The organism is Nocardioides sp. R-C-SC26, from assembly GCF_021246465.1.
Taxonomy (GTDB): domain Bacteria; phylum Actinomycetota; class Actinomycetes; order Propionibacteriales; family Nocardioidaceae; genus Nocardioides.
The window spans coordinates 42,490-67,019 of the sequence record NZ_JAHRHK010000013.1 but is presented as its reverse complement, the minus strand read 5'-3'; the positions used below and the strand labels follow the sequence as shown (position 1 = coordinate 67,019).

General features: G+C 71.0%; 21 protein-coding genes. 11 read left to right on the top strand and 10 right to left on the bottom strand.

Annotated features, from left to right (window positions below; all coding sequences use genetic code 11):
- Positions 1-203: 203 nt before the first annotated feature.
- From hpf to secA, 4 genes are all read left to right on the top strand, one after another.
- On the top strand, positions 204-854 hold the full coding sequence (hpf, locus tag KSO97_RS12785; protein ID WP_232679467.1) for a ribosome hibernation-promoting factor, HPF/YfiA family: 651 nt from the start codon (positions 204-206) through the stop codon (positions 852-854).
- 78 nt (positions 855-932) lie between these two features.
- Positions 933-1,616: a response regulator transcription factor gene (locus KSO97_RS18345; RefSeq protein ID WP_232679465.1), complete on the top strand. Its 684-nt coding sequence runs from the start codon at positions 933-935 to the stop codon at positions 1,614-1,616.
- A 64-nt stretch (positions 1,617-1,680) separates the two neighbouring features.
- Positions 1,681-2,871, top strand: a complete 1,191-nt coding sequence (locus KSO97_RS12775) for a winged helix-turn-helix domain-containing protein (protein WP_232679463.1) — start codon at positions 1,681-1,683, stop codon at positions 2,869-2,871.
- Positions 2,872-3,020: 149 nt separating this feature from the next.
- Positions 3,021-5,843, top strand: a complete 2,823-nt coding sequence (gene secA / locus KSO97_RS12770; RefSeq protein ID WP_232679461.1) for a preprotein translocase subunit SecA — start codon at positions 3,021-3,023, stop codon at positions 5,841-5,843.
- A 100-nt stretch (positions 5,844-5,943) separates the two neighbouring features.
- Here secA and KSO97_RS12765 read toward each other — a convergent pair whose 3' ends face one another.
- On the bottom strand, positions 5,944-6,531 hold the full coding sequence (locus tag KSO97_RS12765) for an Rv3235 family protein (protein ID WP_232679458.1): 588 nt from the start codon (positions 6,529-6,531) through the stop codon (positions 5,944-5,946).
- Positions 6,531-7,286, bottom strand: a complete 756-nt coding sequence (locus tag KSO97_RS12760) for a LysM domain-containing protein (RefSeq protein ID WP_232679456.1) — start codon at positions 7,284-7,286, stop codon at positions 6,531-6,533. The genes KSO97_RS12765 and KSO97_RS12760 overlap by 1 nt, the downstream gene beginning before the upstream one ends.
- A gap of 116 nt (positions 7,287-7,402) precedes the next feature.
- On the opposite strand from KSO97_RS12760, the gene KSO97_RS12755 reads away from it, so the two are divergent.
- Positions 7,403-7,933 carry a hypothetical protein gene (locus KSO97_RS12755; RefSeq protein WP_232679454.1) on the top strand — a complete coding sequence of 177 codons (531 nt, stop codon included), beginning with the start codon at positions 7,403-7,405 and terminating at the stop codon, positions 7,931-7,933.
- Positions 7,934-7,964: 31 nt separating this feature from the next.
- Here KSO97_RS12755 and KSO97_RS12750 read toward each other — a convergent pair whose 3' ends face one another.
- Genes KSO97_RS12750 through KSO97_RS12735 form a run of 4 tightly spaced genes read right to left on the bottom strand, consistent with a single transcriptional unit; the run spans position 7,965 to position 11,324 of the window.
- Positions 7,965-8,300, bottom strand: coding sequence for a sec-independent translocase (locus KSO97_RS12750; RefSeq protein WP_308188301.1), 336 nt, complete (start codon positions 8,298-8,300; stop codon positions 7,965-7,967).
- Between the two features lie 10 nt (positions 8,301-8,310).
- Positions 8,311-9,474: an Mrp/NBP35 family ATP-binding protein gene (locus KSO97_RS12745; RefSeq protein ID WP_232679452.1), complete on the bottom strand. Its 1,164-nt coding sequence runs from the start codon at positions 9,472-9,474 to the stop codon at positions 8,311-8,313.
- A 13-nt stretch (positions 9,475-9,487) separates the two neighbouring features.
- Positions 9,488-10,057 carry a DUF1003 domain-containing protein gene (locus tag KSO97_RS12740; protein WP_232679450.1) on the bottom strand — a complete coding sequence of 190 codons (570 nt, stop codon included), beginning with the start codon at positions 10,055-10,057 and terminating at the stop codon, positions 9,488-9,490.
- Positions 10,050-11,324: a magnesium transporter MgtE N-terminal domain-containing protein gene (locus KSO97_RS12735; protein ID WP_232679448.1), complete on the bottom strand. Its 1,275-nt coding sequence runs from the start codon at positions 11,322-11,324 to the stop codon at positions 10,050-10,052. Before KSO97_RS12735 ends, KSO97_RS12740 begins: the two co-directional genes overlap by 8 nt.
- Positions 11,325-11,481: 157 nt before the next feature.
- On the opposite strand from KSO97_RS12735, the gene KSO97_RS12730 reads away from it, so the two are divergent.
- Entirely contained in the window at positions 11,482-11,904 is a 423-nt protein-coding gene (locus KSO97_RS12730) for a hypothetical protein (protein ID WP_232679446.1), read from the top strand.
- A 93-nt stretch (positions 11,905-11,997) separates the two neighbouring features.
- Positions 11,998-14,280, top strand: coding sequence for a hypothetical protein (locus tag KSO97_RS12725; protein WP_232679444.1), 2,283 nt, complete (start codon positions 11,998-12,000; stop codon positions 14,278-14,280).
- Positions 14,281-14,291: 11 nt separating this feature from the next.
- Here KSO97_RS12725 and KSO97_RS12720 read toward each other — a convergent pair whose 3' ends face one another.
- From KSO97_RS12720 to KSO97_RS12705, 4 genes are all read right to left on the bottom strand, one after another.
- A complete protein-coding gene (locus tag KSO97_RS12720; RefSeq protein WP_232679442.1) occupies positions 14,292-15,395 on the bottom strand; it encodes a hypothetical protein in 1,104 nt (367 codons plus the stop codon).
- A gap of 10 nt (positions 15,396-15,405) precedes the next feature.
- Complete coding sequence (locus KSO97_RS12715; RefSeq protein WP_232679441.1) at positions 15,406-15,678, bottom strand: DUF6752 domain-containing protein; 273 nt, start codon at positions 15,676-15,678, stop codon at positions 15,406-15,408.
- The gene (locus tag KSO97_RS18340; RefSeq protein WP_232679438.1) at positions 15,669-17,195 is read right to left on the bottom strand and encodes a methyltransferase domain-containing protein; all 1,527 of its coding nucleotides are present in this window, start codon (positions 17,193-17,195) and stop codon (positions 15,669-15,671) included. Before KSO97_RS18340 ends, KSO97_RS12715 begins: the two co-directional genes overlap by 10 nt.
- A 154-nt stretch (positions 17,196-17,349) precedes the next feature.
- A complete protein-coding gene (locus tag KSO97_RS12705) occupies positions 17,350-18,360 on the bottom strand; it encodes a glycosyltransferase family 2 protein (protein WP_232679436.1) in 1,011 nt (336 codons plus the stop codon).
- 101 nt (positions 18,361-18,461) lie between these two features.
- On the opposite strand from KSO97_RS12705, the gene KSO97_RS12700 reads away from it, so the two are divergent.
- The 4 genes from KSO97_RS12700 to KSO97_RS12685 all read left to right on the top strand — a co-directional run bounded on the left by KSO97_RS12700 (position 18,462) and on the right by KSO97_RS12685 (position 24,528).
- Positions 18,462-20,663, top strand: coding sequence for a DUF6077 domain-containing protein (locus KSO97_RS12700; RefSeq protein ID WP_232679433.1), 2,202 nt, complete (start codon positions 18,462-18,464; stop codon positions 20,661-20,663).
- A gap of 165 nt (positions 20,664-20,828) precedes the next feature.
- Complete coding sequence (locus KSO97_RS12695; protein ID WP_232679431.1) at positions 20,829-21,983, top strand: hypothetical protein; 1,155 nt, start codon at positions 20,829-20,831, stop codon at positions 21,981-21,983.
- Positions 21,980-22,585, top strand: coding sequence for a hypothetical protein (locus KSO97_RS12690; RefSeq protein WP_232679429.1), 606 nt, complete (start codon positions 21,980-21,982; stop codon positions 22,583-22,585). The genes KSO97_RS12695 and KSO97_RS12690 overlap by 4 nt, the downstream gene beginning before the upstream one ends.
- Positions 22,582-24,528 (top strand): peptidoglycan DD-metalloendopeptidase family protein, encoded by a 1,947-nt coding sequence (locus KSO97_RS12685; RefSeq protein WP_232679427.1) that lies wholly within the window; start codon positions 22,582-22,584, stop codon positions 24,526-24,528. Before KSO97_RS12690 ends, KSO97_RS12685 begins: the two co-directional genes overlap by 4 nt.
- Positions 24,529-24,530: the final 2 nt, after the last annotated feature.

Sequence of the window (24,530 nt, the reverse complement as noted above, 5' to 3'; positions counted from 1 at the left end):
AGATGCGGTCTGCCGGCGCGTGCGCGGAGTCGTCCTCGAGACGACTCTCCCGCGCTCCGGTGGCGGGAGAAGGTCAGTAGTGGCAGACAAGCTGCGAGAGCCTCAGCAGGCGGTTGTGGGGTCGAAGACCAGGTCGGCCGGGCGGACTCCTCCCATTCCCAGATGGTCCTGTCTGGGAGACGCACCCTAAGCGGGAGGTTCATATGGACGTCGTCGTCACCGGACGCCACTGCGAGATCACCGATTCCTATCGCCGTCACTGCGCGGAGAAGCTCGCCAAGCTCGAGAAGCACGACCACCGGATCATCCGGGTCCACGTGGAGGTCGACTGCGAGCCGAACCCCCGCCAGCACGATCGCTCGGTACACGTCGAGCTCACCGCGTTCTCCAAGGGCCCGGTCATTCGGGCCGAGGCGGCCGCCGACCACCAGATGGCGGCGCTCGACCTGGCTCTGGACAAGATGGCCACCCAGATGCGCCGGGCTGCCGACCGTCGCCGCGTGCACCACGGGCGTCGCAGCCCGGTCTCGGTGGGGCAGGCGCTGACGTCGGGCGACCTGGTGCCCGACTCGCTCGTCGACGCCGTCGCCGCGAACGATTCCGTCGGCCACGAGGGCGAGACCCGCGACCACGCGGTCGGATCGATCGACATGCTCGGTGACGGTCCACTGGTGGTGCGTGAGAAGACCCACCCCGCGACGCCGATGACGTTGGAGCAGGCGCTGTACGAGATGGAGCTGGTCGGCCACGACTTCTACCTCTTCGTCGACAAGGAGAGCGAGCGGCCCTCGGTGGTCTACGCGCGCCGCGGCTACGACTACGGCGTGATCTCGCTCGACGTCGTCGACGACTAGGGTCGCGACCGGAGCCGGACGAGCGACCCTCGTGGCGAGCCGTGCGGTGTTGTCGTGGTGACATGACATGATCGGCGAGTGGCTGACGAGACCCGATCGACCGGCACGGAGCCCATCCGGGTGCTCGTGGTTGATGACCAGGAGCTGTTCCGGCGAGGGCTGACCATGCTGCTCGCCGTCGAGCCGGGGCTCGAGGTCGTCGGCGAGGCAGGAGACGGAGACGCAGGGGCGGTGCTCGCGGAGAGCGCCGCCCCTGACGTCGTCCTGCTCGACGTGCGGATGCCGAAGAAGTCCGGTATCGAGGCCTGCAAGGCGATCAAGGAGTCGGTGCCCTCGGCGAAGATCATCATGCTCACGGTCTCCGACGAGGAGGCCGACCTCTACGAGGCGGTCAAGAGCGGCGCTTTGGGCTACCTGCTCAAGGACTCCTCGATCGAGGAGGTCGCGCAGGCGATCCGCGTGGTGGCCGACGGGCAATCGCTGATCAGCCCGTCGATGGCCATCAAGCTGATCGATGAGTTCAAGCAGATGTCGAAGCCGGAGCGTGCCAGCGGGCCGGCCCTACGCCTGACCGAGCGTGAGCTCGAGGTGTTGCGCCACGTCGCGCAGGGCCTGTCGAACAAGGAGATCGCCGCGACGCTGTTCATCAGCGAGAACACGGTGAAGAACCACGTGCGCAACATGCTGGAGAAGCTGCAACTGCACTCGCGCATGGAGGCCGTGATGTACGCGGTCAAGGAGAACCTGCTCGAACTGCCCTGACCGGACGCCTCGGTCGCGTTCGGCAGCCGACGCGCTGTCGGCCCCCTGTGTTTGAGTGCGTGGTGTGACCTCACTGTCGCGCGCTCAGGCGCGTCGCATCGCGCTGGCGGCCCAGGGCTTCCTCGACCCACCGCACCTCCCTCCGACCATGCGCACGCTGTCGCGATCGGTCGAGCGCACCGGAGTGCTCCAGGTGGACTCGGTCAACGTGCTTCAACGCGCGCACTTCATGCCGCTCTACTCGCGGATGGGTGCCTACGACGAGGACCTCCTCCGGCGAGCAGGAGGCGGACGTGCCGATCGGCGTCTTGTCGAGTACTGGGCCCACGTCCAGGCGTTGATGCCGGTCGACCTGTGGCCCCTGATGCAGCACCGCATGCGCCTGTATCGAGAGCAGCAGGGGAAGTGGTGGCGCAACGTGCCCGAGGAGCTCACCAGCCGTCTGCTCCACCAGGTCCGGGACGTCGGGGCGAGCACGGCCCGCCAGCTCGACGACGGCGCCCCGCGCAGCACCGATCATTGGGGTTGGAACTGGTCCCAGGCGAGAGCCGGACTCGACTATCTCTTCATGGTCGGCGAGCTCGCCATGGCCGGTCGCACGGCGTCGTTCGAGCCGATCTACGACCTGCCGGAACGGGTCCTTCCCGATCGGGTGCTCGCTGCCCCCACCCCGGACGATGCGCAGGCGCACCGCGAGCTGGTCCGGCGTGCCGCTCGCTCACACGGCGTCGCGACGGCGTCCTGCCTCAAGGACTACTACCGGATGACTCTCGCGCAGGTGCGGCCGGCCATCGCTGAGCTGGTCGATGCGGGTGAGCTCGAGCCCGTCTCGGTCGAGGGGTGGCGACGGCCGGCCTTCCTGCATCGCGACGCCAGGCGGCCCCGCGCCGTGCGCTCGCGGGCGCTGTTGAGCCCGTTCGACCCGCTGGTGTGGGAGCGCGAGCGCACCGAGCGGCTCTTCGACTTCCACTACCGCATCGAGATCTACACCCCGGCGCACAAGCGGGTGTACGGCTACTACGTGCTGCCGTTCCTGCTCGACGACGCGGTGGTCGGGCGTGTCGACCTCAAGGCCGACCGGAAGGCTCGGGTCCTGCTCGTGCAGTCGGCTCACAGCGAGCCAACCGCTCCCTCGCACACCGCTGTGGAGCTCGCCGCCGAGCTGCGCTCGTTGGCCGCCTGGTTGCACCTCGACGACGTCGTCGTCGCTCCGCGCGGCGACCTCGCGCCGACGCTGCGCCACGCGCTCGGCTGACTCGCGACGCGATTCGCCGGGTCACGACACCGGCCGCGCGCCACCGTGCACACCGGCTCGTTACGATGGTCGGCGGCGTGCCCAGTGCCCGCCGGGCCGTGTCGGTCCGAACCGCTCGAATTACTGTCCTCGACCAGGAGTCATCACCCGTGCCCGTCATCATCGACAAGCTTCTCCGTATCGGAGAGGGCAAGATCCTCCGTCAGCTCGAGGCCATCGCCAAGGCCGTCAACGCCATCGAGGACGACTTCGTCGCGATGAGCGATGAGGAGCTGCGCGGCATGACCGTCGAGTTCCGCAAGCGTCTCGACGCCGGCGCGACGCTCGACGAGATCATGCCCGAGGCGTTCGCGACGGTCCGCGAGGCGGCCAAGCGCGTGATCGGGCTGCGCCACTTCGACGTCCAGATCATGGGCGGCGCGGCGCTGCACCTGGGCAACATCGCCGAGATGAAGACCGGCGAGGGCAAGACCCTGGTCGCCACGCTGCCGTCCTACCTGAACGCGCTCGAGGGCAAGGGCGTGCACGTCGTCACGGTCAACGACTACCTCGCGAAGTTCCAGTCCGAGCAGATGGGCCGTATCCACCACTTCCTGGGCCTGAGCGTGGGTGTGATCCTCCCGCAGATGCGGCCGGAGGAGCGTCGCGCCGCTTACGCCTGCGACATCACCTACGGCACCAACAACGAGCTCGGCTTCGACTACCTGCGCGACAACATGGCGGGCTCGATCGAGGAGTGCGTCCAGCGCGGCCACAACTTCGCCGTCGTCGACGAGGTCGACTCGATCCTCATCGACGAGGCCCGCACCCCGCTCATCATCAGCGGTCCCACGCAGGACGAGGTCAAGTGGTACGGGGAGTTCTCCCGGATCGCCGCCAAGCTCGTGCGCGACGAGGACTACGAGGTCGACGAGAAGAAGCGCACCATCTCGGTGCTCGAACCCGGCATCACCAAGGTCGAGGACCACCTCGGCATCGAGAACCTCTACGAGTCGGCCAACACCCCCCTCATCTCGTTCCTGAACAACTCCATCAAGGCCAAGGAGCTGTTCCGCAACGACAAGGAATACGTCGTCATGGGCGACGAGGTGCTCATCGTCGACGAGCACACCGGCCGCATCCTCTCCGGCCGCCGCTACAACGACGGTCTCCACCAGGCCATCGAGGCCAAGGAAAACGTGCGCGTCCGCGAGGAGTACCAGACCCTCGCCACGATCACGCTGCAGAACTACTTCCGTCTCTACGACACGCTGTCGGGCATGACCGGAACGGCCATGACCGAGGCCAGCGAGTTCGACAAGATCTACCAGCTCGGCGTCGTCCCGATCCCGACGAACAAGCCGATGGCGCGCATCGACCAGCCGGATCTGGTCTACCGCACCGAGGAGGCCAAGTACGACGCGGTCGTCGACGACATCGTCGAGCGGCATGCCGAGGGCCAGCCCGTGCTGATCGGCACCGTCTCGGTCGAGAAGTCGCAGTACCTCTCCGAGCAGCTCACCAAGCGCGGCGTCGCCCACTCGGTGCTCAACGCCAAGCAGCACGCCGACGAGGCCAAGGTCGTTGCGCTCGCCGGTCACCGTGGCGCGGTCACCGTGGCCACGAACATGGCCGGCCGCGGTACCGACATCATGCTCGGCGGCTCGGTGGACTTCCTCGCCGACCAGGAGCTGCGCAACCGCGGACTCGACCCGGTGGAGAACACCGAGGAGTACGACGCCGCCTGGCCCGAGACTCTGGAGAAGGTCAAGAAGACCGTCGCTGCTGAGCACGACGAGGTCCGGGAGTTGGGCGGCCTCTACGTCATCGGCACCGAGCGCCACGAGTCGCGTCGCATCGACAACCAGCTGCGTGGACGTTCGGGACGGCAGGGCGACCCGGGCGAGTCCCGCTTCTACCTGTCCCTCCAGGACGAGCTGATGCGGCTGTTCAAGTCCGACTGGGTCGACCGCGTGCTGCAGATGCTGAAGATCCCCGATGACGTCCCGATCGAGAACAAGCGGGTCACCAACGCGATCGCCAACGCCCAGGGTCAGGTCGAGTCGCAGAACTTCGAGTCTCGCAAGAACGTCCTGAAGTACGACGACGTGATGGATCGCCAGCGCAAGGTGATCTACGCCGAGCGTCGCGAGGTGCTCGAAGGCGCCGACATCGAGGAGCAGATCCGCGGCTTCGTCAACGACGTCGTCGACGGCACCGTGCGTGGTTCGCTCGAGGACTTCGCCGAGGAGTGGGATCTGGAGCAGCTGTGGACCGACCTCGGCCAGTTCTGGCCGATCGGACTGACCATCGAGGAGCTCGAGGCCGGAGCCGGTGGTCGCGCAGAGCTCGACAAGGAGACGCTGATCGCGCGTCTCCAGGAGGACGCCCAGGCCGCCTACGACCGGCGTGAGGCCGAGGTCGGCGAGGAGGTCATGCGCGAGCTCGAGCGGCGCGTGCTGCTCTCGGTGCTCGACCGCAAGTGGCGCGACCACCTCTATGAGATGGACTACCTGCGCGAGGGGATCTACCTGCGCGCCTACTCCCAGCGCGACCCGCTCGTGGAGTACCAGCGCGAGGGCTTCGACATGTTCGCCGCCATGATGGACGGCATCAAGGAGGAGGCCGTCGGATTCCTGTTCAACCTGGAGGTCCAGGTCGAGGAGGACCCCGACGAGGAGGAGTTCGAGGCCTACGAGGCCGGCGACGGCGAGCCGGAGGAGCCGATGCGGCGCGCCGTCCCGACCGAGGGTGCCCCGCAGATCCGGGCCCGGGGGCTGGAGGCGCCGCAGACGCCGCAGAACCTGACCTACTCCGCACCCAACGAGGATGGCGAGGCCGAGCAGGTGGGCGCGACGGCGAGCAACGCCGACGACCCCTTCGCGGGCGTGGGCCGCAACGCCAAGTGCCCGTGCGGTTCGGGCAAGAAGTTCAAGCAGTGCCATGGCGCTCCGGGCGGCCCGACGGGCCTCACCGCCCGCGCCTCGGGCTGAGTCTCGACAGGCTCGACCACCGACAGGCTCTCGATCCTGACCGAAGAACCCCGCTCGCCGATGCCTCGGCGGACGGGGTTCTCGGCGTCCGGGGACCGGCTCAGCTCCAGTCGAGGGCCGTGCAGACCCAGCGGAGCCCCGCGCGATCGCGTCGCCGTTCGAAACGGGCGGCCAGTGCGCGGGAGCGTTCGGCATAGCTGACGTGCAGGGCCACCTCGGCCACGTCGGTGTCGGGGAAGCTGGCGTGTGCCGAGCGCACGCGGGCTCGGACCGGTTGCACCCGTTGCTGACCGGGCTGGTGGGCACCTGCCCGCGCCACCAGTACGGCGCGCCGGTCCAGGTCGCGGAGCACGGTCGGCGTCATCCATCGCACCAGCTGGCTGATCGGACGGTCGCCGCCCACGATCTCCACGGCGGCCTGCCCGAAGCGCAGGGCCCAGGCCTCGATGTCATGGCGCCGTCGACGCTCGTCGACATCGATCGGCGGCGGATCCAGGCGTGGCTCGAGATCGAGCGCGAGGGTGCCCTGCATCGTCGCGACCGGCACCGGTGGCCGCAGCGGGACGACGTTGTCGCCGAGGCCGTGCCTCCCGCGGGAGGGAGCTGCTCTCACGGACGAGCCGGCGGCGGAGGACAGCCTCGAGGTGCGCGGCGAGGTGGCCAACGGGGTGGGGAGGGAGGAGGGCATCAGCGGTTCCTTTCCTGACGGAGTTGAAGTCGTTGGCCGGGGTGGATCACGTCGGGATCGGCGCCGATCACGGCGTGGTTGTCGGCATGGACCTGGATCACGAGCGCAACCACGTCCTGGTCGGTGGCAGACGGGGGGAGCCGGTCACGCGCGATGGACCACAGGCACTCGCCCGGCTGCACGACCACCTCGCTGGCGGGAGCGCGTCCGCCCGAGTGGCTCCCGCGATGGGCCCGGGAGCTGTTCGACGCGACTGTGGGCGTCGGCTCCGGGTCGGGAGCGTCCACGCGGCGAGCCGGGTGGTCCGCGACCCGGCCGTCGGCACGATCGGGGAGGGGGAGGTAGCGCCGCACATCGGCACCCCGCGTGGATCCGTCGCGAATGTCGGTCGCTGTCGGGGAGGGTGGCGATGACAGGTCGGCGTGTGCGCCCGGAATCATGCCGATGTTGAGTGCGGCGACCCCGCAGGTACCGAGCACCACGCGGCGCGTCCACGCAGGGACGCCGTGTGTCATGCCAGGCCGTTCGCCCCGGGCGTGAAGCGCGAGGGCCTCGCCGACCAGCACGGTGGCGACCCAGAGCGCCCACCACAGACACGCGAGCAACGCCCAGGCCGCAAGTTCTGTCACGGCACCGGCTGCGGTGGGTCGAGAGCTGGGCTCGCCCGACGGTCGGGCGACGAGGCCGGGGCCGAGCTGCCACGTGCCGAGGGCTACCAGCAGCCAGGTCACCGCGGCGCGAAGAAGTGGAGTCATCCCGAGAGTCCAAACCATTCGTTTGCGTGTGTTTACATCATTTCACGCGTGTTCAATGCTCTTGTCAACGGTCATTCCCCCAGGTGCCAACCGTCCGGCGCCCCTAGGCTGGGTCCATGTGGGAGGAGGAGCTGTTCGCGTTCCTCGACGACCTCGAGCAGCAGGCGGTCGCCGCCTTCGACACCGAGCGCTCGGCGGAGATGGCAGACCGCGCGCGGGCGGAGTACGCGCAGGTGGCGCTCGCCGGCCGGCTGATGGCCTCGCTCGACCGCGAGCTCCTGGTGCACCTACGGGGCACCGATCCGGTGCGCGGCGTGCTGCGGCGTGCCTGTGCGAGCTGGATCCTGCTCCGTGGCTCCGGACACGACTGGGTGGTCCCGATCGCCGCGATCGGCTCCCTGGAGGGCTGCTCGGAGCGCGCCGTCCCCGACGTCGCCTGGCCCGCGACGGCCCGACTCGGGTTGGGCTCACCGCTGCGTGGACTGGCGGATGCGGGGGCGCGATGCGTGGTCCGGCTGCTCGACTCCACCTCGGTGGACGGCGTGCCCGTCCGCATCGGCTCGGACTTCCTCGAGCTCGCGGTCGAGGCTCGCGAGCGGCGGGTGCTGGTGCCCTTCGCCGCTATCGCTGCGGTTCAGTCGCGCTGAGAGTCCCGAACTCGCCCGTGAGGCGCCGGCCTCAGGTCGCCTCGACGTCGAAGGGCGGGAGTTCGCCCTCGCCGAGGGGGCGAAGTCCGCGCCGGCGCGGCGCGGCGGCCTCTTCGTCGGCGTCCTCCATCGCCTCGATGATGTGACGCCGCACGATGGCGCGTGGGTCGAGATCGCGCAGCTCGAGGTCGGAGTACTCCGGCCCGAGCTCATCGCGCAGGTCGTCGCGTGCGGCATTGGCGAAGTCGCGGGCGCGCCGCAGGATCGCCCCCGCCTGCTTGGCCAGCTCGGGGATCTTGTCGGGGCCGAAGACGAGCACCGCGACGAACGCGATGACGGTCAGCTCGCCGAGGCCGATGCCGAACACGGTCGGAGTCTCAGAACTTGCTGGTCGGAGTGAGGCCGAGTTGCATGCCGGCGAGACCGCGCCCGCGTCCGCCCAGCGTGGTGGCGATCCGGGTGAGCTCGCGCGCCGCCGCGGCAGTGGGGTCGGCCTCGACGATCGGCTTCCCGGCGTCGCCGCCCTCGCGCAGCGAGATGTCGATCGGGATCCGCCCCAGGATCGGGACGTCGTAGCCGAACCGGGCACCCAGGGTTGCCGCGACGCGGTCGCCACCGCCGGATCCGAAGATCTCCAGCCGGTGGTCGGTGCCCTCCGGCGTGCAGTGCGGGCAGGGCAGGTAGCTCATGTTCTCCACGACGCCGACCACGCGCTGATGCATCATCGAGGCCATCGTCCCGGCGCGCTCCGCCACCTCGGCCGCGGCCTCCTGCGGCGTGGTGACCACGACGACCTCGGCGCCGGGCAGATGCTGGCCCAAGGAGATCGCGATGTCGCCGGTGCCTGGGGGGAGGTCGAGCAGCAACGCGTCGAGGTCACCCCAGTAGACGTCGGACAGCATCTGCACCAGGGCTCGGTCGAGCATCGGGCCGCGCCAGGCCACGACCTGGTCGCGGCGCGGCTTGAGCATGCCGATCGAGATCACCGAGACGCCGCTGGGCGTCGGGACGGGCATGATCAGGTCCTCGACCTGCGTGGGCCGGGCGTCGGCGACGCCGAGCATGGCCGGCACCGAGTGGCCGTAGATGTCAGCGTCGACGACGCCGACCTTGAGGCCCTGGGCCGCCATGGCGATGGCGAGATTGACCGTGATCGAGGACTTGCCGACGCCGCCCTTGCCGCTGGCGATCGCGAAGACCTTGGTGAGCGAGCCGGGCTGGGAGAAGGGGATCTCGCGCTGAGCCTGGCCACCCCGGAGCTGCTCGTGCAGGCCGCCACGCTGCTCGGCGGTCATCACGCCGAGAGTGAGGTCGACGTCGGTGACGCCGTCGACGCGCCTGAGGGCGGCGGTCACGTCGCGGTTGATGGTGTCCTTGAGCGGGCAGCCCGCCACGGTCAGGAGCACCGTCACGCGCACCGCGCCGCTCTCCTCGATCTCGACGCCGTCGACCATGCCGAGCTCGGTGATCGGACGCTTGATCTCGGGGTCGTTCACGGTGGCCAGCGCGGCCATGACCTGCTCGTGACTCGGTGCACTCATGATGTGGCGAATTCTAGTCGCGGGGGCCTGGTCGGCCTGATTCGCGGTCAGGCTGTGGCGCGGTCGGCTCCGTCGTCGCAGCCTCGGTCGCGCTCGCCCGTTCCGTGGCGCGGTCGTCGAGCTCCGCGAGCAGCGAGCGCAGTTCGGAGCGCAGGTAGTCCCGCGTCGCGACCTCGCCGAGTGCCATCCGCAGCGAGGCGACCTCGCGGGCGAGGAACTCCATGTCGGCGTGAGCGCGCGCGTTGGCCTGGCGGTCCTGCTCGGCCACCACCTTGTCGCGCTGCTCCTGGCGGTTCTGGGCGAGCAGGATCAGGGGGGCGGCGTAGGAGGCCTGCAGACTCAGCATGAGCGTCAAGAAGATGAAGGCGTACGGGTCGAACCGCACGTCGGCGGGCGCCACGGTGTTCCACACGAGCCACGCCGCGACGAAGAGCGTCATGTAGATGAGGAAGGTCGCGGTGCCCATGAACCGCGCGAACTGCTCGGCGAAGACGCCGAAGTTGTCGCCGTCGAATCGGGGGCGCCGCAGCACCTGACGCCGTGGGCCGACGGGGGTGTCGAGACGCTCTCGCCGCTCAGCCACGGCGACCGCCTCCGGCGCCGCGTCCGAAGGAGGCGCGGTCGCGCCAGCCTGCCGGGAGCATGTGGTCGAGCAGGTCGTCGACGGTCACGGCGCCCAGGAGATGCCCGTTCTCGTCGACCACGGGGGCGCACACCAGGTTGTAGGTCGCGAGGTGGGCCGCGACCTCGTCGATCGTCGCCTCGGGTCGCAGGCTCTCCAGGGACTTGTCGAGCGCGCCCGCCACCAGTGTGGAGGGAGGCTCGCGGAGCAGGCGCTGGATGTGGGCGACGCCGAGCAGCTTGCCGGTGGGGGTCTCCAGTGGTGGGCGGCAGACGTAGACGATCGCAGCGAGCGCGGGGGTCAGGTCCGGGTTGCGCACGTGGGCCAGTGCGTCGGCGATCGTCGCGTCGGGACCGAGGATGACCGGCTCCGGCGTCATCATGGCGCCGGCGGTGTTCTCCACGTAGGAGAGCAGTCGCCGGACGTCCTCGGCCTCGTCGGGTTCCATGAGGTCGAGCAGGATCTCCGCCGTCTCCGGCGGAAGGTCGGCGATCAGGTCGGCAGCGTCGTCGGGGGACATCTCCTCCAAGACGTCGGCGGCCCGTTCGGAGTCCAGGTGCTCGAGGATCTCGACCTGATCCTCCTCGGGCAGCTCCTCCAGGACGTCGGCGAGCCGCTCGTCGTCCAGCGCGGCGACGACGGCGGTGCGGCGTTCCAGCGGCAGGTCGTGGATGACCGTCGCCGCGTCGGCCGGGCGCATCTCGTTGAGGGCGTGGAGCAGGTGGGTGGCGCCCTGGGTGTCGGCGTCGGCGCGGCCGAGGCCGTGCACCTCGCTCCACTCCACGACGTGGGTCTGGCCGCGACGGCGTAGGCCGCGACCGGGCTCGGTGACCGCCACGCGACTGAGCACCCAGTCGCGGGTCCGGCCCTGCTCCATGGCGACGTCGGAGACGGTGCCGGCGACCTCGGTACCGCGGATCGTGACGTTGCGGTCGAGCATCTGTCCGATCACCAGGGTCTCGGTGGAACGTTGCTCGAAGCGGCGCATGTTCAGCAGGCCGGTCGTGTACACCTGCCCGCTGGCGATGTTGGTGACGCGCGTCATCGGCACGAAGATCCGCCGCCGGCCGAAGACCTCGCCCACCAGGCCCAGCACGCGCGGTTGGCTGACCTCGGTGCGCATCGCGACGACGAGATCGCGCACCTTGCCCACCTGGTCGCCCTGAGGGTCGAAGATCGGGAGTCCGACCAGTCGTGCCGCGTAGACGCGGGAGGGCGCGGTGCTCACGAGAGACGAGCCTAGTGGCAGGCCCGGGAAGTGCTGAGGCGCTTGACACGCCGGCGTCGCGGTCCACGCCGCGAAGATCTGGGCCGAGTGTCTCCGCGGTCGATGACCGGTCCCGTGGACCTATCGGCGCAGGCGGTGTTCTGCCTACAGTGCCTGCATGGTGCGAACTGTGCGGAGCACGACCGCCGCGGCGATGCTGACGACGGTCCTCCTGGTCGCCGCGGGAGGATGCGGGGACGACGGCCCTGGTCCGGTCGCACGGGACCCGGAGCCCGGTTCCGCCGGGGCCGCTACGCCGGCCGACGCGACCGGATCGGAGACCTCCGCCGACGCGACGAGCGGCCCGCCGTGCGTCGACATCTGGAAGGACGGCGAGCTGCTGCCCCGGCGATACGCGGGGTGCACCGACGAGGACGGCGGGTGGATCGCGGCGGCCAAACGCGAGTGCTCGCTCGGGATCCCGCTGATCACGTTCGGCGACGCGTTCTACGCCGTTCCCGGGGGGCCGGTGAATCCCACCCAGGGCCCGGTCGAGAAGGACCGCGACTACCGCAGCGCCCTCGCGTCCTGCACGGCCTGACCTGCCCGATCGGGCAGGGGTCGTAGCCCGATCGTCACACCAGTCACACGAACCCCTGGCGCCTCGTCCGCCTCTCGCATACCATCCTTGCTCGTGACTTCCCCGTTGCGACACGCCGTCGATCCCGTGTTGAAGATCGCGCTGCGCTCCGTCGCTGTCGCGACGCTGGCCTGGGCGGTGGTCGTCGGGCTCGCCGCGGTGGCGCCGGCGACACCGACCGGGATGCTCCCCGCGGCGGCGCGCGCCGGCGCGGTGGTGCCGGTCGAGGGGCAGATCATCACGACCCGGCCCGGAGAGCCGATCAGCTACCAGCTCCAGGTCACCGCCGAGGAGCAGAACCGTCCCACGCTGGTGTTCGGTGTGGTCTCGGGGCGTCCGTCCGGCGTGACGCTGAGCCCGACCGGTCTCATCACCGGCACGGTGGCGCGCGGAGGCCGCTGGACGATGACCTACAGCGTGCGCAACAGCGCGACCACGGACCCGGCGGTCCAGGGCACCGTCGACATCGTCTCGAACGTGCTCGAGCCCCGCCCGGGCGTCGTCGCCGGCGGCATGACCACCTGCCAAGTCCGCAACGACGGCACGGCCCTGTGCTCGGGCGACAACGACTTCGGCCAGCTCGGCGTCGGCGACAGCCAGGACCGGCTGCGACTCACCCAGATCGGTGAAGCCGGCGAGTGGGCGCAGCTCAGCACGAGCGGGCTGTCCACCTGCGGCATCAAGCGCACCGGAACGCTGTGGTGCTGGGGGCAGAACATGAACGGCCAGCTCGGCATCGGCGACGCGGGGCAGCGCTGGACGCCCCAGCAGGTCGGCACGGCGAGCAGCTGGACGACGGTCGACGTCGGCTGGAGCACGGCCTGCGGTGTCGCGTCGGGTTCGCTGTTCTGCTGGGGCGGCAACTCCGCCGGACAGCTCGGCACCGGCGATCGCCAGACGCGACGCTCGCCCGCCCGGGTCGGGACGATGACCACCTGGAGCGACGTCTCGGTCGGCGGCTGGCACGTCTGCGGCACGCAGACCTCCGGCGCCGCGTCGTGCTGGGGCCGCAACGACTTCGGACAGCTCGGCACGGGGACCCGTACCGCGATGCTGCGTCCGACGCCGATCAAGGCCACGGCGTCCTTCCGTCAGATCGACGCCGGGTGGTCGACGACCTGCGCGGTCTCGCTCGCGGGCGCGTTGCGCTGCTGGGGGCTCAACGACCAGGGCCAGATCGGCGACGGGACCAAGACGCTGCGGCTCGTGCCCACCGCGCCGTCGGGTGCGGCGCGCACCTACCGTCAGGTGAGCCTGGGCGATGCGTTCGGTTGCGCCCTCGACGCCCAGAGCGCCGCCTACTGCTGGGGCGGCAACAGGTACGGCCAGCTCGGCACCGCGCTCGCCAGCGACTCCACGAGCCCGGTGGCCGTGGCGGGCGGGCGCACGTTCTCGACGCTCTCGGCCGGGTGGATGCACGCCTGCGGCGCGAGCACGGCCAACGGCGGCACGAACTCCGGCAGCACCGCGGTGCAGTGCTGGGGCAACAACGAGCAGGGCCAGCTCAACCGCGGCAACCGGGTGAACCGGGGGACCCCGCCCGGCGTGGCTGCGCCGGCCGCCCGCCGCAAGGTGCGCGCCGCCGACGGCCAACTGGTCGTGACGAGCTTCAACGTGCTCGGCAGCCAGCACACCAAGCCGGGCGGTGGCGCCGCGTCGTACGCACCCGGACGTATCCGCACCGAGTGGAGCGCTGACTCGCTGAAGGCCGGTGCGGCCGACATCGTGGGATTCCAAGAGCTCCAGCACGACCAGTACCGCCAGCTCGTCGCCGCGCTCGGCGACACCTACACGTTCTATCCGGAGAACACCACGCGGAACCCGAAGGTGGTCTGGCAGGCCGTCATGTGGCGCACCAGCGAGTGGGAGCTGGTGCGATCCGAGGACGTGATGATCCCGATGGCGGGGACGACCCGACCCAACTCGATGGTGCTGCTGCGCAATCGAGCCTCGGGCAGGGAGCTGTGGATCCTGAACGTGCACAACTCCTCGAAGAACACCAAGGAGCGGCAGCGTGAGCGCAACCGCGCGGTGAAGATCGAGATCAACAAGATCAAGCAGCAGCGCGCCAAGAAGATCCCGTTCGTCTTCCTCGGCGACATGAACGAGCGCAAGACGGTCTTCTGCAAGGTGGTCGGTCAGACCGACCTCGAGGCGGTCAGTGGGGGCAGCGTCCGGGGCAAGAAGTGCTCCCCGCCGTCGGTGATGCGGCTCGACTGGCTCTTCCACTCACCCGAGCTGACCCGTCGTGCGCACCTCTTCGACCGGTCGCCCTTCGTTGCACGGATCACCGATCACGCCATGCTCAGCGGGACCTTCGGCTTCGTCGGCGCCTGACCGGTCCGGCGTCAGCGCCTGAGCCGGTGGCGTAGACGGCGCGCCTGGTCGCTCAGCGAGCGGCCGGCCTGATCGTCGGCCGATTGCTTGGTGAGTCGGCGGACCTCGCCGAGCAGGTCGGCCACCAGATCCAGCGCGACGTCGGCGACCTCGGCGTCGGTCACCGACTGGGGGTGCCGGCGTTCGGGCAGGTCGGCTGGAACCCGCAGCGCGTCGATGTCGCCGACGACGTCGAACCCGGCCGCTCGCACGAACTCCACGGCGTCCTCGCCGCGGCGACGGCACTCGGTGATCTGGTCCGCGTCGGGCCAGAAGGGGTCGCCCGCGCGCACCGCGAGCCGGTCGTCGGCGAGATAGCTGCGGATCCACACGCCGCGGTCGAAGGCCCGGTCGAAGCCTCGCAACCGTTGGTTGAGACGGCGCAGCGTCTCGGCCTCGCTCACCCCCATCGAGGAGTTCGCGAAGCCCGCTCCCGCGTCGGCGACATCGTCGGGAAGACCGAGAACCGAGCAGAACCGCTGCCACAGCTCGGCGCGCGGAGCCTCGCTCGGGGGCGGGGTGATGACGTGCACCTGGGCGGGGTCGGTGAGGGTGCCCCAGCGATCGAGCACGAGGCGCAGGTCCAGGGCGCGCCAGTTCCAGATCACGGTCGGATCCGTGGAGACCTCCCGCGCGTACCGGGCGATCGGCGTCGTGCCCTTGTTCTTCAGGTGCTCCTGCCAGCTGGAGGTGAACAGGCCCAGCGGGTCGCGGGCCGTCACGACGACATGCACCTCGACGTCGTCGGCGCGGAGGGCGTCGACCATCGCGGCAGCCTGGCGATGGGAGGCCGCGCCGAAGAACTCGTGGCTGATCAGGACGTCTCCGCTCCAGGCACGGCTCTGGTCGCGCACGACCTGCCACGCCTGCGGGGCGCGACGCCCCCGTCGCTGCAGGCTGGGGTCCTCGCGGATCTCCAGGGAGGCCCAGAGGTGGTCGCGGCGCTCACGGCCGGGCACGAGGAGGCCGGCGTCGCGCAGTTCCTCGCGATGGGACCACACGATCGTCTGGAGGTAGCTGGTCCCCGTCTTGGGCAGGCCGACGTGCAGGAAGACCCGCCGCATGCGCTCGCTCACCGGTCCCGCTTCAGAGCTGGTCGGTGTACTCGGCCAGGACCCGATCCAGTGCGGCCCGGTCGCTCGTGGCCAACGGCACCATCAGCGCCTGCACGAGGTCGGTGAGCTCGGCGGTGCGGTGATGGTGACGGCGGCATTCGCGCACCGCCTCCTCGAGCTCGCGAACGCGCTCCTCGAGCTTGACCATATCGACCCGCGAGCGCACCGGCGCGAACCGCATCAGGGCCCGGGCGCGTGAGCGGTCTCCCGTCGCCGCGTCGGAAGCGCTGTCGTTCAGTCCCATGCGACCACCATTCTGCAGGAGCGCCGCAGCGCTCGATATGTGTCGTTGGCGCCGCGCACGCCCATGCGCGGCGACCCGATCTCCTTGGCGATGACGACGCGGCCACCACGTGCCTCGACCTCGGCACGCACCTGCTCCTCCTCCAGCGGCGCGAGCAGGTTGCGCTGTGCCCACCGGTCGTCCTCGACGGGCGACATCAGGAAGTCCAGATAGGACCGGCCGCCACCGGAGCAGGCGAGCGCGAGGAAGCGCCACAGGTGCTCGCGGCCGTCGTCGGGGAGGCAGTCGGCCACGTGACGGGCCAGGGCGACGCGATGCCCGCCGCGCTGGGCGATACGGGCGCCCCAGGCCAGGGTGGAGCGCAGCTCGAGCAGGTTGAAGGGGGCGAACTCCAGCGGGAGACCCGGTTCGTCGGCCGTCTGGCGCGCGACGAACTCGTAGCCGCGGGGGGAGTAGTCCAGACCCAGGGTGGGGGCCCCGCGACGGGCGAGCCAGCGGCTGGTGTGCCCCCGTCCGCAGCCGACGTCGACGACCAGGTCCGGGATGCCGGAGCCGAGCGTGCGTTCCTGGCGCATCAGCATCCGAGCGAGGGGGTCGGGCCCGGCCTGGGGCTTGGCGAACCGGGCCAGCTGGTACTTGCGATCCCAGGTCGAGCGGTGGGCGGTCGTGCCGCGGAACCAGTCGTTGAGGCGGTCGGTGGTGCTCCGCGGCGTCTCGAACTTGAACGCCGGGTCGGGCGTTCGCCAGTGCGGACCGTAGGTCGCCGTGAGCACGCGGTCGGCATCTGCCGGCGCCGGCAGATCGCGTCCCTCCAGAGTGGTGGTCGCCAGCGGGAAGATCCAGGAGCGCTCGAACGGCGTGCGGATCTCGCCCAGGAGGATCAGGAAGCCGTCGTCGAGGTACCCGCCGAACACGTCGAGACCTCGCGTGGTGCCGTCGGCCTCCACGACGTCGACCTTGAAGCCGGCACCGCTGTAGCGCGTGACGGCGTACCCCATCCCGCGGAGCCGGCGCTGCAGTGCGAACGACTCGCGGATCACGTCGATCGGATGGGAGAAACGGCTCACGTAGCCGAGGTCGGCGTCGCTGTCGTGTCCGATCAGCGCACCGTCGCGCACGGCCCCGAGGAGGGTGCCGTAGGCGGGGAAGGCCTGCACCCCGGCCCGGTCGAGTGCGTCGATCACCTCCTCGATGGAATCGAGCAGCGGTGCGACCTGGGAGGCGTCGCGCGTGTCGAAGGTGACCTGCAGGCGTCCGGACTTGTCCAGCGCCAGCTCCGCGCCGTGCACGTTGACGACGCGCACCCGGCCGTCGGCCTCGGTATTGCGCTCGGGGTCGCCGAAGACGTGCTCGGCGTCGTAGAGGTCGACGTCGGCGACGTGGGCGCGCACGCGCACCCGGGTCCGACCGTGCAGGAAGCGACGCAAGGGTCGGGGCCAGGCCGCCCGGCGCTCACTGCCCCGCGGCGCGCCGTCCTCGGCCTCGGCGGTGTCGCGCTCGGCCCAGAACGACCACACCCGTCGATCGTCGAGCAGGACGTCGAGCACGGCGTCGTCGGCACCGAGCGAGCCGAGGGAGATGCCGTCGTCGTCGACCGCGATGATCTGCGGTGCGGTCGATGCGGCGCTCAGGATCTGCTCCTCGGATGAGTGGGACGGATGGCGGGCGGGCTCAGACGAGCCTGCGGGCGATGGACCAGTATCCCCGGCTGACGGCGCGGGCGGGCGCGGGGACCTGCAGCCCGGGCACGCGCGGGTCCAGGTCGCCGGTCAGCAGCCGTGCCACCTCGCGGTCGGGTCGACGGACGGCGGCGCGCGCGCGGCGTCGTCTGCGGGCGATCGCGCCTGGGTGGCGCAGCAGCCACACCCAGGCGCGCAGCAGATGGCGGACCCAGCCGTCGCGGATCGCGATCGCGGTGGTGGCGAGCTCGAGCGCGATCATCGGAGGAAGGGCCCACACGAGCATCGCGGGGGAGTAGAGGGTCAACACCATGAACCAGCGGTTGCGCTGGAGCAGGAAGAACTTCTCGGGGTTGCGGGAGAACTCGTAGCGATGGCGTACGACGGCCTCCGGGGTGAAGACGACGCGCCAGCCGCGCTGCCACGAGCGCAGGCTCAGGTCGGTGTCCTCGCAGTAGGCGAACATCTCCTCGCAGAACCCGCCGAGCTCGCGGAACCGGTCGAGTCGGCACACGGTCGCGGCCCCCGAGGCGGAGGCGACGTCGCGTTCCGAGGCGTGTCCGGCGGCGTCGTCGCCGAGCCCGCCGGCCCAGCTCAGCCCGGTGAAGTGGACCGGGTTGCCGACGGTGTTCACCGTCTCCGGCTCGTCGTAGAGACGCACCGAGGCCGTGACCAGGCCGACGTCGGGCTCGGCGGCGAGGTCCACCATGCGTGCCAGCGCGTCCGGTTCGACCACGGCGTCGCCGTTGACGAAGGCGACGTACTCGCCGGTGGCCGCGCGAGCGCCCTCGTTGCACCCACCGGCGAAGCCGAGGTTGGCGCCGGGGTCGATCACGGTGACGCCCGGCAGCCCGCGCAGCACGCCGACGGCGTCGCTGGTGCAGCCGTTGTCGACCACGACGACGTCGACGTCGATCTCTTGGGAGGCGAGAACCGCTTGCACCGCGTCGACGAGCAGAGGTTCGTCACGCCACGCCAGCATCACCGCGGACAGGCGTGGCATGACTGTCATGATACCGACGCCGGACCCGCCCGTCGGGCTCGACACGTGCTGGCGCCGAGCCGTTCCCGGCCCAGCAGCCCCTGCCGTGAAGGAGCCTGACCGTGACCGCACCCGACGTCGCCCCGCCCAGCGCGACGCCCTCGGCCGCGCCCGGATCGAGCACGCTGCTCGGGCGGCTCTTCGACGCCGCCCTCGACGCCTCGGTCGTCTCCTTCGCTCTCTGGACGCTCCTGTACTCCCTCGGGCTGCCCACCCAGTGGTCGTTGTGGCCGAGCGGCTGGCTCTGGCTGGCGCTCACCGTCGGCGTCGTCGGATGGGAGGTCTGGCGAGCCCGCCGCGGTGCGGTCGACGAGGTGGCCGTGCGCGCGGGCGCTGACGGGGGCCCGGTCCGCCCGCTGCTCGGCGAGCGCCGCGAGTCCGGCCTGCTCGCACTCGGGGTGGCACTGATCGGCGGCGCGGGCCTGGGTGGCCTGGTCTGGACGCCGGGCACGTTCCGCGCGACGTGGGCCGCGCTGGCGTTGGGGCTCGCCGTCCTCGCGGTGTGGGCCTGGGTGCGCGGGAGGGTCCGTCCCGCGGGTGACTGGGGCACGACGGAGGGGAGCGACGCCACTCGTGCCCCGGTGATCTCGGCGCGGGGCGGCCGTGCGGACCTCTCGGCCGATGGTCGGCAGCCGCGGTGGGCGACGTGGGAGGAGCTGGGGGTGCTGGCTGCGATGGCGGTCACGGCCGTGGTCGCCTCCTTCATCCATCTCGCCGACACCGACGACCCCTACTACGTCAATCGGTCCGTGTGGATCGCCGAGCACGGCAACGCCGCCCTGCGCGACACCATGTTCAGTCCCGAGGTCTTCAACTCTCCCTACGGCGGCGGCGTGCCGATCTCCTCGGTCGAGGGGCTCTTCGGTGTGATCGCGCACATGAGCGGGCAGCTCGCGGGCACCGTGACCTACCTGTGGGTTCCCCCGGTGGCCGCGGCGCTCGCCGTCCTCGCGATCTGGCGCCTGACTCGTCGGTGGGCTGCGCGCCGCGCGTTCGCGGCGTTCGTCGTCGCGTTGGGGTTCCTCACCCTCAGCGGCGACTCGATGCTCGGCAACTTCTGGATCCCGCGGATCTGGCAGGGCAAGGTCATCGCCGTCGTTGTCCTGATGCCGCTGATCTGGGCCCACCTCACCGAGCTGCCCGCCTTGGCCGAGCGACGGGCGCAGTGGCGCCACGCCGTCCTCCTGCTGCTCGCCGGCGTCGCCTTCTACGGACTGACGCCGACGGCGGTGGTCTGGGCGCCGATCATGTGTGCCGCGGTGCTCCTGGCAGCGGCGGTGCTGCGATCGGGGTGGCTGGCCCTCGGCGGCCTGGCGATGGTCGTGGGCCCGGTGCTCTCCGGGCTGGCCGTGGTGCTGTTCTCCACCGACGTCGGCGGGGTCGATCCGGTGGCGCTTCCTGCGCGGGCCTCCTTCGTGCGGATCCTCGGTGAGACACCCGCGATGGTGGCGCTGGGTCTGCTCGCCCTCGGTGGGGCCGTCGCACTGGCCCGGCGAGGCACGCCGGCCGCGCTCGCCGGCGCCTCGGCGCTGGCCTCGGTCTGGGTGTTCGCGCCTGGCGTGCTGCCGCTGATCAACACCGTCACGGGCTCGGGGCCGATCCTGTGGCGGATGCTGCTCGTCGCCCCGATCCCGGTGCTGGTCGGGCTGCTCGTCACCGCGCCGATCCCGGACCTGCGCAGGTCCGGCGACGACCCCTCGGTCGCATCGACGACCGATACGAGCAGGGCCGATCGAACCTCGCCGAGACTCGCCGTCGGTGTCGCCCTCGTGCCGGCGTTGGTCGCGGTGGTGCTCCTCGGCATCGGTGCAAGACCGGTCTGGTCGCACACCGGCCACGGCGGTCCCGTGACGGTGACCAAGCAGCCCGAGTGGAAGCTCGACCTGCCGGCCCTGGCCGACGTCGAGCTGCTCGTGCGGGAGGGGGTCACCGGCACCGTGCTGCTGCCGCCGCGACGGATGAAGGTGCTCACGATGTACAGCACCCAGGCGTTCCCCGTCGTGCCGCGCGAGTGGTTCATCGAGAACATCGAGGAGCCGCGCGCGGCGACCCGTGCCCGCCGCACGCTCTATCGCCTGGCTTCGGGGGAGAAACAGAAGTTCCCCGGCGTGGCCACCACGCGCGAGGCGCTGGAGAGGCTCGACGTCTCGCTCGCGTGCGTGGGGGAGACCGACTTCACCGACCGGGTCCTCAAGCTCTATGCCGCTGCCGGCTACGACGTGGTCGAGCGCTACGGCACGCTGCGTTGCGGACGTCGGGCCTAGGACCGCACCGGCCGTGCCGACGAGGTTCGTCGAGGCCCCTCGGGGACGCGACCTGACCGGTACCATGACGGCGGGCCCGGACGACGTCGCGATGTCCGAGCTCAGCGTGGGATGGACGCGATCGTCGCGTCGTGTCGCCGGGGGACGAGAAGTGGAGTGAGGCGAGTGAGCGCACCACGTGCGGTGCTGCACGTCGGTCTGCCCAAGACCGGCACCTCGTTCCTGCAGAACCTGTGCCGCGACAACGCGGACCTCCTGGCCGAGCACGGAGTGCGTCAGCCCACGCTCGGCAAGGAGGAGGTCTTCCAAGCCGTCCTCGCCGTCACCGGTCGCTCGTCGTCCTGGGGGCGTGACCCCGACGCCGGACAGCGCGCCTGGGAGCGTCTGGCCCGCGAAGTCGTCTCCCACCGCACGACCACCCTGATCAGCAGCGAGACGCTCTGCCTGGCCGACCTGGGTCAGATCGAGGCGATCCTGGACGATCTACCCGGCGTGGACGTCGAGGTGGTGGTGACCGTGCGCGACCCTGCCCGGCAGATCCCTGCCGAGTGGCAGGAGGGCATCAAGCACGGCCGTCGCCACTCCTTCCCCAAGTTCTTGGACTCGGTGCTGGACGAGGATCCGCAGGGTCCCGGTCGCGCGGACGCCCGCGAGCGGTTCTGGAACGCCCAGGACCCGGTGCGAGTCCTGCACCGGTGGTCGGCGGTGCTGGGCCCCGAACGCGTCTCCGTGGTCGTCAACCCGCGATCGGGCGCGCCGCGAGACGAGCTGTGGCTGCGCTTCGCTCGGGTGCTCGGTGTCGCGGACGCCCCCGTGGTGATCCCCGACAGCGAGGTGAACTCGTCGCTGGGCTGGGCCCAGACCGAGGTGCTGCGCCGGGTCAACCGTCGATTCGTGCGCCGCGGCAACGAACGCGCCTACGGAGACCTCGTCAAGCGGCTCTACGCGGGCACGATCCTGCGCGGCCAGGCCGGCACGAAGGTCACCCTGCCGCCGGGGCGCCACGACGACGTGATGGCCCTGGCCACGGCCTGGGTCGAGACGATCGAGGCGGCGGGTCACCCCGTGGCGGGCGACCTCACCGAGCTCCTGCCCCTGCGACCGGACGCACAGGCCCGCGCCGAGCGCGGGTCCGTCTCCACCGACGACATGCTCGAGGTGGCACTCGACGCCAGCGCCGAACTGCTGGTGGAGATCGAGCGGCTGCGTGCCGAGCTGGCCGTCGCGCGCGGCGGCGCCTCCGCGGCCGTGCCGCGCCAGGTGGGCGCGATGCGTCGGCTCCGAGGCGAGCGTGGCACCCGCGCCGGGAGGGTCTCGTGAGCGGACGACGGGCCGCGCCGAAGCGGTCGGCGAGGACGCCGGCCGAGGCGGGCACGCGGGCGCCGCTTCCACGCGCTGGTACCCGCGGAACCGGTGGCACCCGGAAGCTGCGCAAGGAGCATCGACCGCGCATCGTCACGCTGGGGGCCGACACCACCGCGATCGCACTTGTCGTCGTGCTGATGCTGGTCGGTGTCGTCCTGGTCGCGACGTCGGTCGGCGGCGACTCCGGGCGCCAGCGCGAGACGGTGGTGAACGCCGGCTCGCGCGGTTCGGAGGAGCTCGCCGTCGACGCCGCCACGCGCGTGCTCGGCGCTTGGTCGCAACCGGCACGCGGCTACCGCGACTGGTGGGACGCTCTGAGCCCGATGCTGACGCCGGGTGGACGGCAGGCCTACGCCTACACCGATCCCCAGAAGGTGCCGGTGCTCGGTGACCTCGCCACCTCCGACGTCCGGATGAGTGCCGCCGGGACGACCGCGACGGTCTACTTCGAGACCTCCGCGGGCCGGTACGGCGTCGACCTGTCCTGGAAGTCCAGCGCCGGTGAGTGGCTGGCCAACCGCGTCGTCTTCCCGGGGCGGGAGTCGATGTTCGGATGAGCGAGATCTCCCGGGATCCACTCGCGGTCCCGCGCCCCGGCGCTCCAGCACTGCGGGCGACCGTCGTCGCGTTGACGATGGTGGTGCTCGCCTGCCTCCTGGCCGCCGCGCTGACAACCGACGCGACGGCCCGCGACGGACGCGGCAAGCCCGAGCGCGTAAGCCCCGTCGACGCCAAGCTCACGGCGTGCGCCAGCCCGGCGCTGGCCCCCGGCCTCCGGATCGCCGAGCGACCGCGACGCGGCCGTGACTCGGGGGTGGAGAAGAAGGCTCGGGCGGTCGCCCGGATCGCCTACGAGCGCGGCATGGTCGCTCGTGCGCAGGCGCTGGCCGTCACCGCCGTCCTCAGCGGCGAGATCGCCGGTGCCGCCCAGGGCCGCGATTTCCTCAAGCGGCTGGCCAAGCTCGACCGCTGGCGCACCCTGCCGCCCACGATCGTGATCCATCGTGTGCTCCGCACGCCCGACCCGTTCGCCTATGAACCGCACTGGCAGCGCGCAGTCAACCTGCTCGGCTCCTTCGCGCAGCAGTTGGACGGCTCCGCAGAGCGCGTGGTCTCGGTGGGTGGTCGCGCACCGAAGGCGTGCCGAGCCTCGGCGGCGGACACCAGCGCCCTGCCGCTCCCGGCCGGCTCCTCCTACGAGGTCGAGCAGGCCGGCAGCGCCCCCGGCGCGACGCCGGAGCCATCGGCCACCGCGACCACCTCCGGCAAGGGTGCAGGGAAGGCCGCAGGCCCCGGCCGGGGTCGCGGCGGTGCCGAGCGGGGCGCCACGGCAGCGCGGCGTCCAGCCGAGATCGTGGTGCCCGACGGTCAGGAGACACGCTTCGTGGCCTCGTGCGGCACCCCGGTGCTCGCCGCGGCGGCAGGCACGGTCGAGGTGATCCACGACGACCTTGCCGCAGGCCCCTGGCTCATCCGGGTGCGCAACGGTTCCGGCGACGTCGTCATCGACTACGCCCACGTGCAGAACCCGACGGTCGCGAACGGTGCCACCGTGCTGGTGGGCCAGCAGCTCGCGGAGGTCGGCGACCTGGGCGACGTCGACCAGTGCGCGCTGGGCCTCGCCGTGCGCACGCGCGTGGACGGTGCGCTCGTCATGGTGGACCCGCTGCGCTGGCTGACGTCGCAGCTGCCCACCCCGGAGCCCGAACGTCCGATGGTTCCAGAGACTCGGTTCCGGGTCGCCTCCTACAACGTGCTCGGCCACCATCTGACCGTGCCCGGTGGCAGCAAGCGCGGATGGGCGCCCGGCACCACCCGCGTGGCCAACGGGCTGGCGAGGTTGGAGGCGGCCGGAGTCTCGATCGTCGTCCTCAACGAGTTCGAGAGCCCTCAGGCCAGTGTCGTCCTCGCCGACGGCGACTGGGGCCTGCACCGCGCGACCCCGAACAACGTCTTCCGCGACGGGAACTCCAACGGCAACGCCGTCGCCTGGCGCGTCGACACCTGGAAGTTGATCGCCAGCGATGAGTTCACCGTGCCGTGGTCGACCCGGCTGCACATGCCGGTGGTCTACCTGCAGCACCTGACCACCGGTGCGATCGTCGGAGTCATCGGTATCCACAATCCGGCCTCGACCGCTCGCGCCGGCAATCAGCAGGGTGCGCGCGAGTTGGCGCGCGGCATCGAGCTCGACTGGATCGCCCAGCACCTCGACACCTACCCGGACATCCCGGTCATCCTGGCCGGCGACTTCAACGAGCGCGACACCGCCTTCTGCGGCCTCACGGCCGGTGGGCTCCTGGCCTCCTCTGCCGGCGGCAGCGTCGGCCCGGCGTGCTCGGTGCCGCGCCACGGTCCGGTGGACTGGATCTTCGGCACCTTGGGTGTGCAGTTCCTCAGCCAGTACATCGACCGCGGCTTCCTCGGCTCGATCAGCGACCACCCGCTGGTCTCGGCCGATGTCCTCTTCGGGGAGCACCGCGCGCCGGACCTGGGCTGACC

Bases quoted from the DNA above. Each gene is read 5' to 3' on its own strand.
- hpf (WP_232679467.1), top strand. From the start codon at position 204: ATGGACGTCGTCGTCACCGGACGCCACTGCGAGATCACCGATTCCTAT.
- KSO97_RS12765 (WP_232679458.1), bottom strand. From the start codon at position 6,531: ATGCCCTCCTCCCTCCCCACCCCGTTGGCCACCTCGCCGCGCACCTCG.
- KSO97_RS12760 (WP_232679456.1), bottom strand. From the start codon at position 7,286: ATGACTCCACTTCTTCGCGCCGCGGTGACCTGGCTGCTGGTAGCCCTC.
- KSO97_RS12755 (WP_232679454.1), top strand. From the start codon at position 7,403: ATGTGGGAGGAGGAGCTGTTCGCGTTCCTCGACGACCTCGAGCAGCAG.
- KSO97_RS12745 (WP_232679452.1), bottom strand. From the start codon at position 9,474: ATGAGTGCACCGAGTCACGAGCAGGTCATGGCCGCGCTGGCCACCGTG.
- KSO97_RS12730 (WP_232679446.1), top strand. From the start codon at position 11,482: ATGGTGCGAACTGTGCGGAGCACGACCGCCGCGGCGATGCTGACGACG.
- KSO97_RS12715 (WP_232679441.1), bottom strand. From the start codon at position 15,678: ATGGGACTGAACGACAGCGCTTCCGACGCGGCGACGGGAGACCGCTCA.
- KSO97_RS12705 (WP_232679436.1), bottom strand. From the start codon at position 18,360: ATGCCACGCCTGTCCGCGGTGATGCTGGCGTGGCGTGACGAACCTCTG.
- KSO97_RS12685 (WP_232679427.1), top strand. From the start codon at position 22,582: ATGAGCGAGATCTCCCGGGATCCACTCGCGGTCCCGCGCCCCGGCGCT.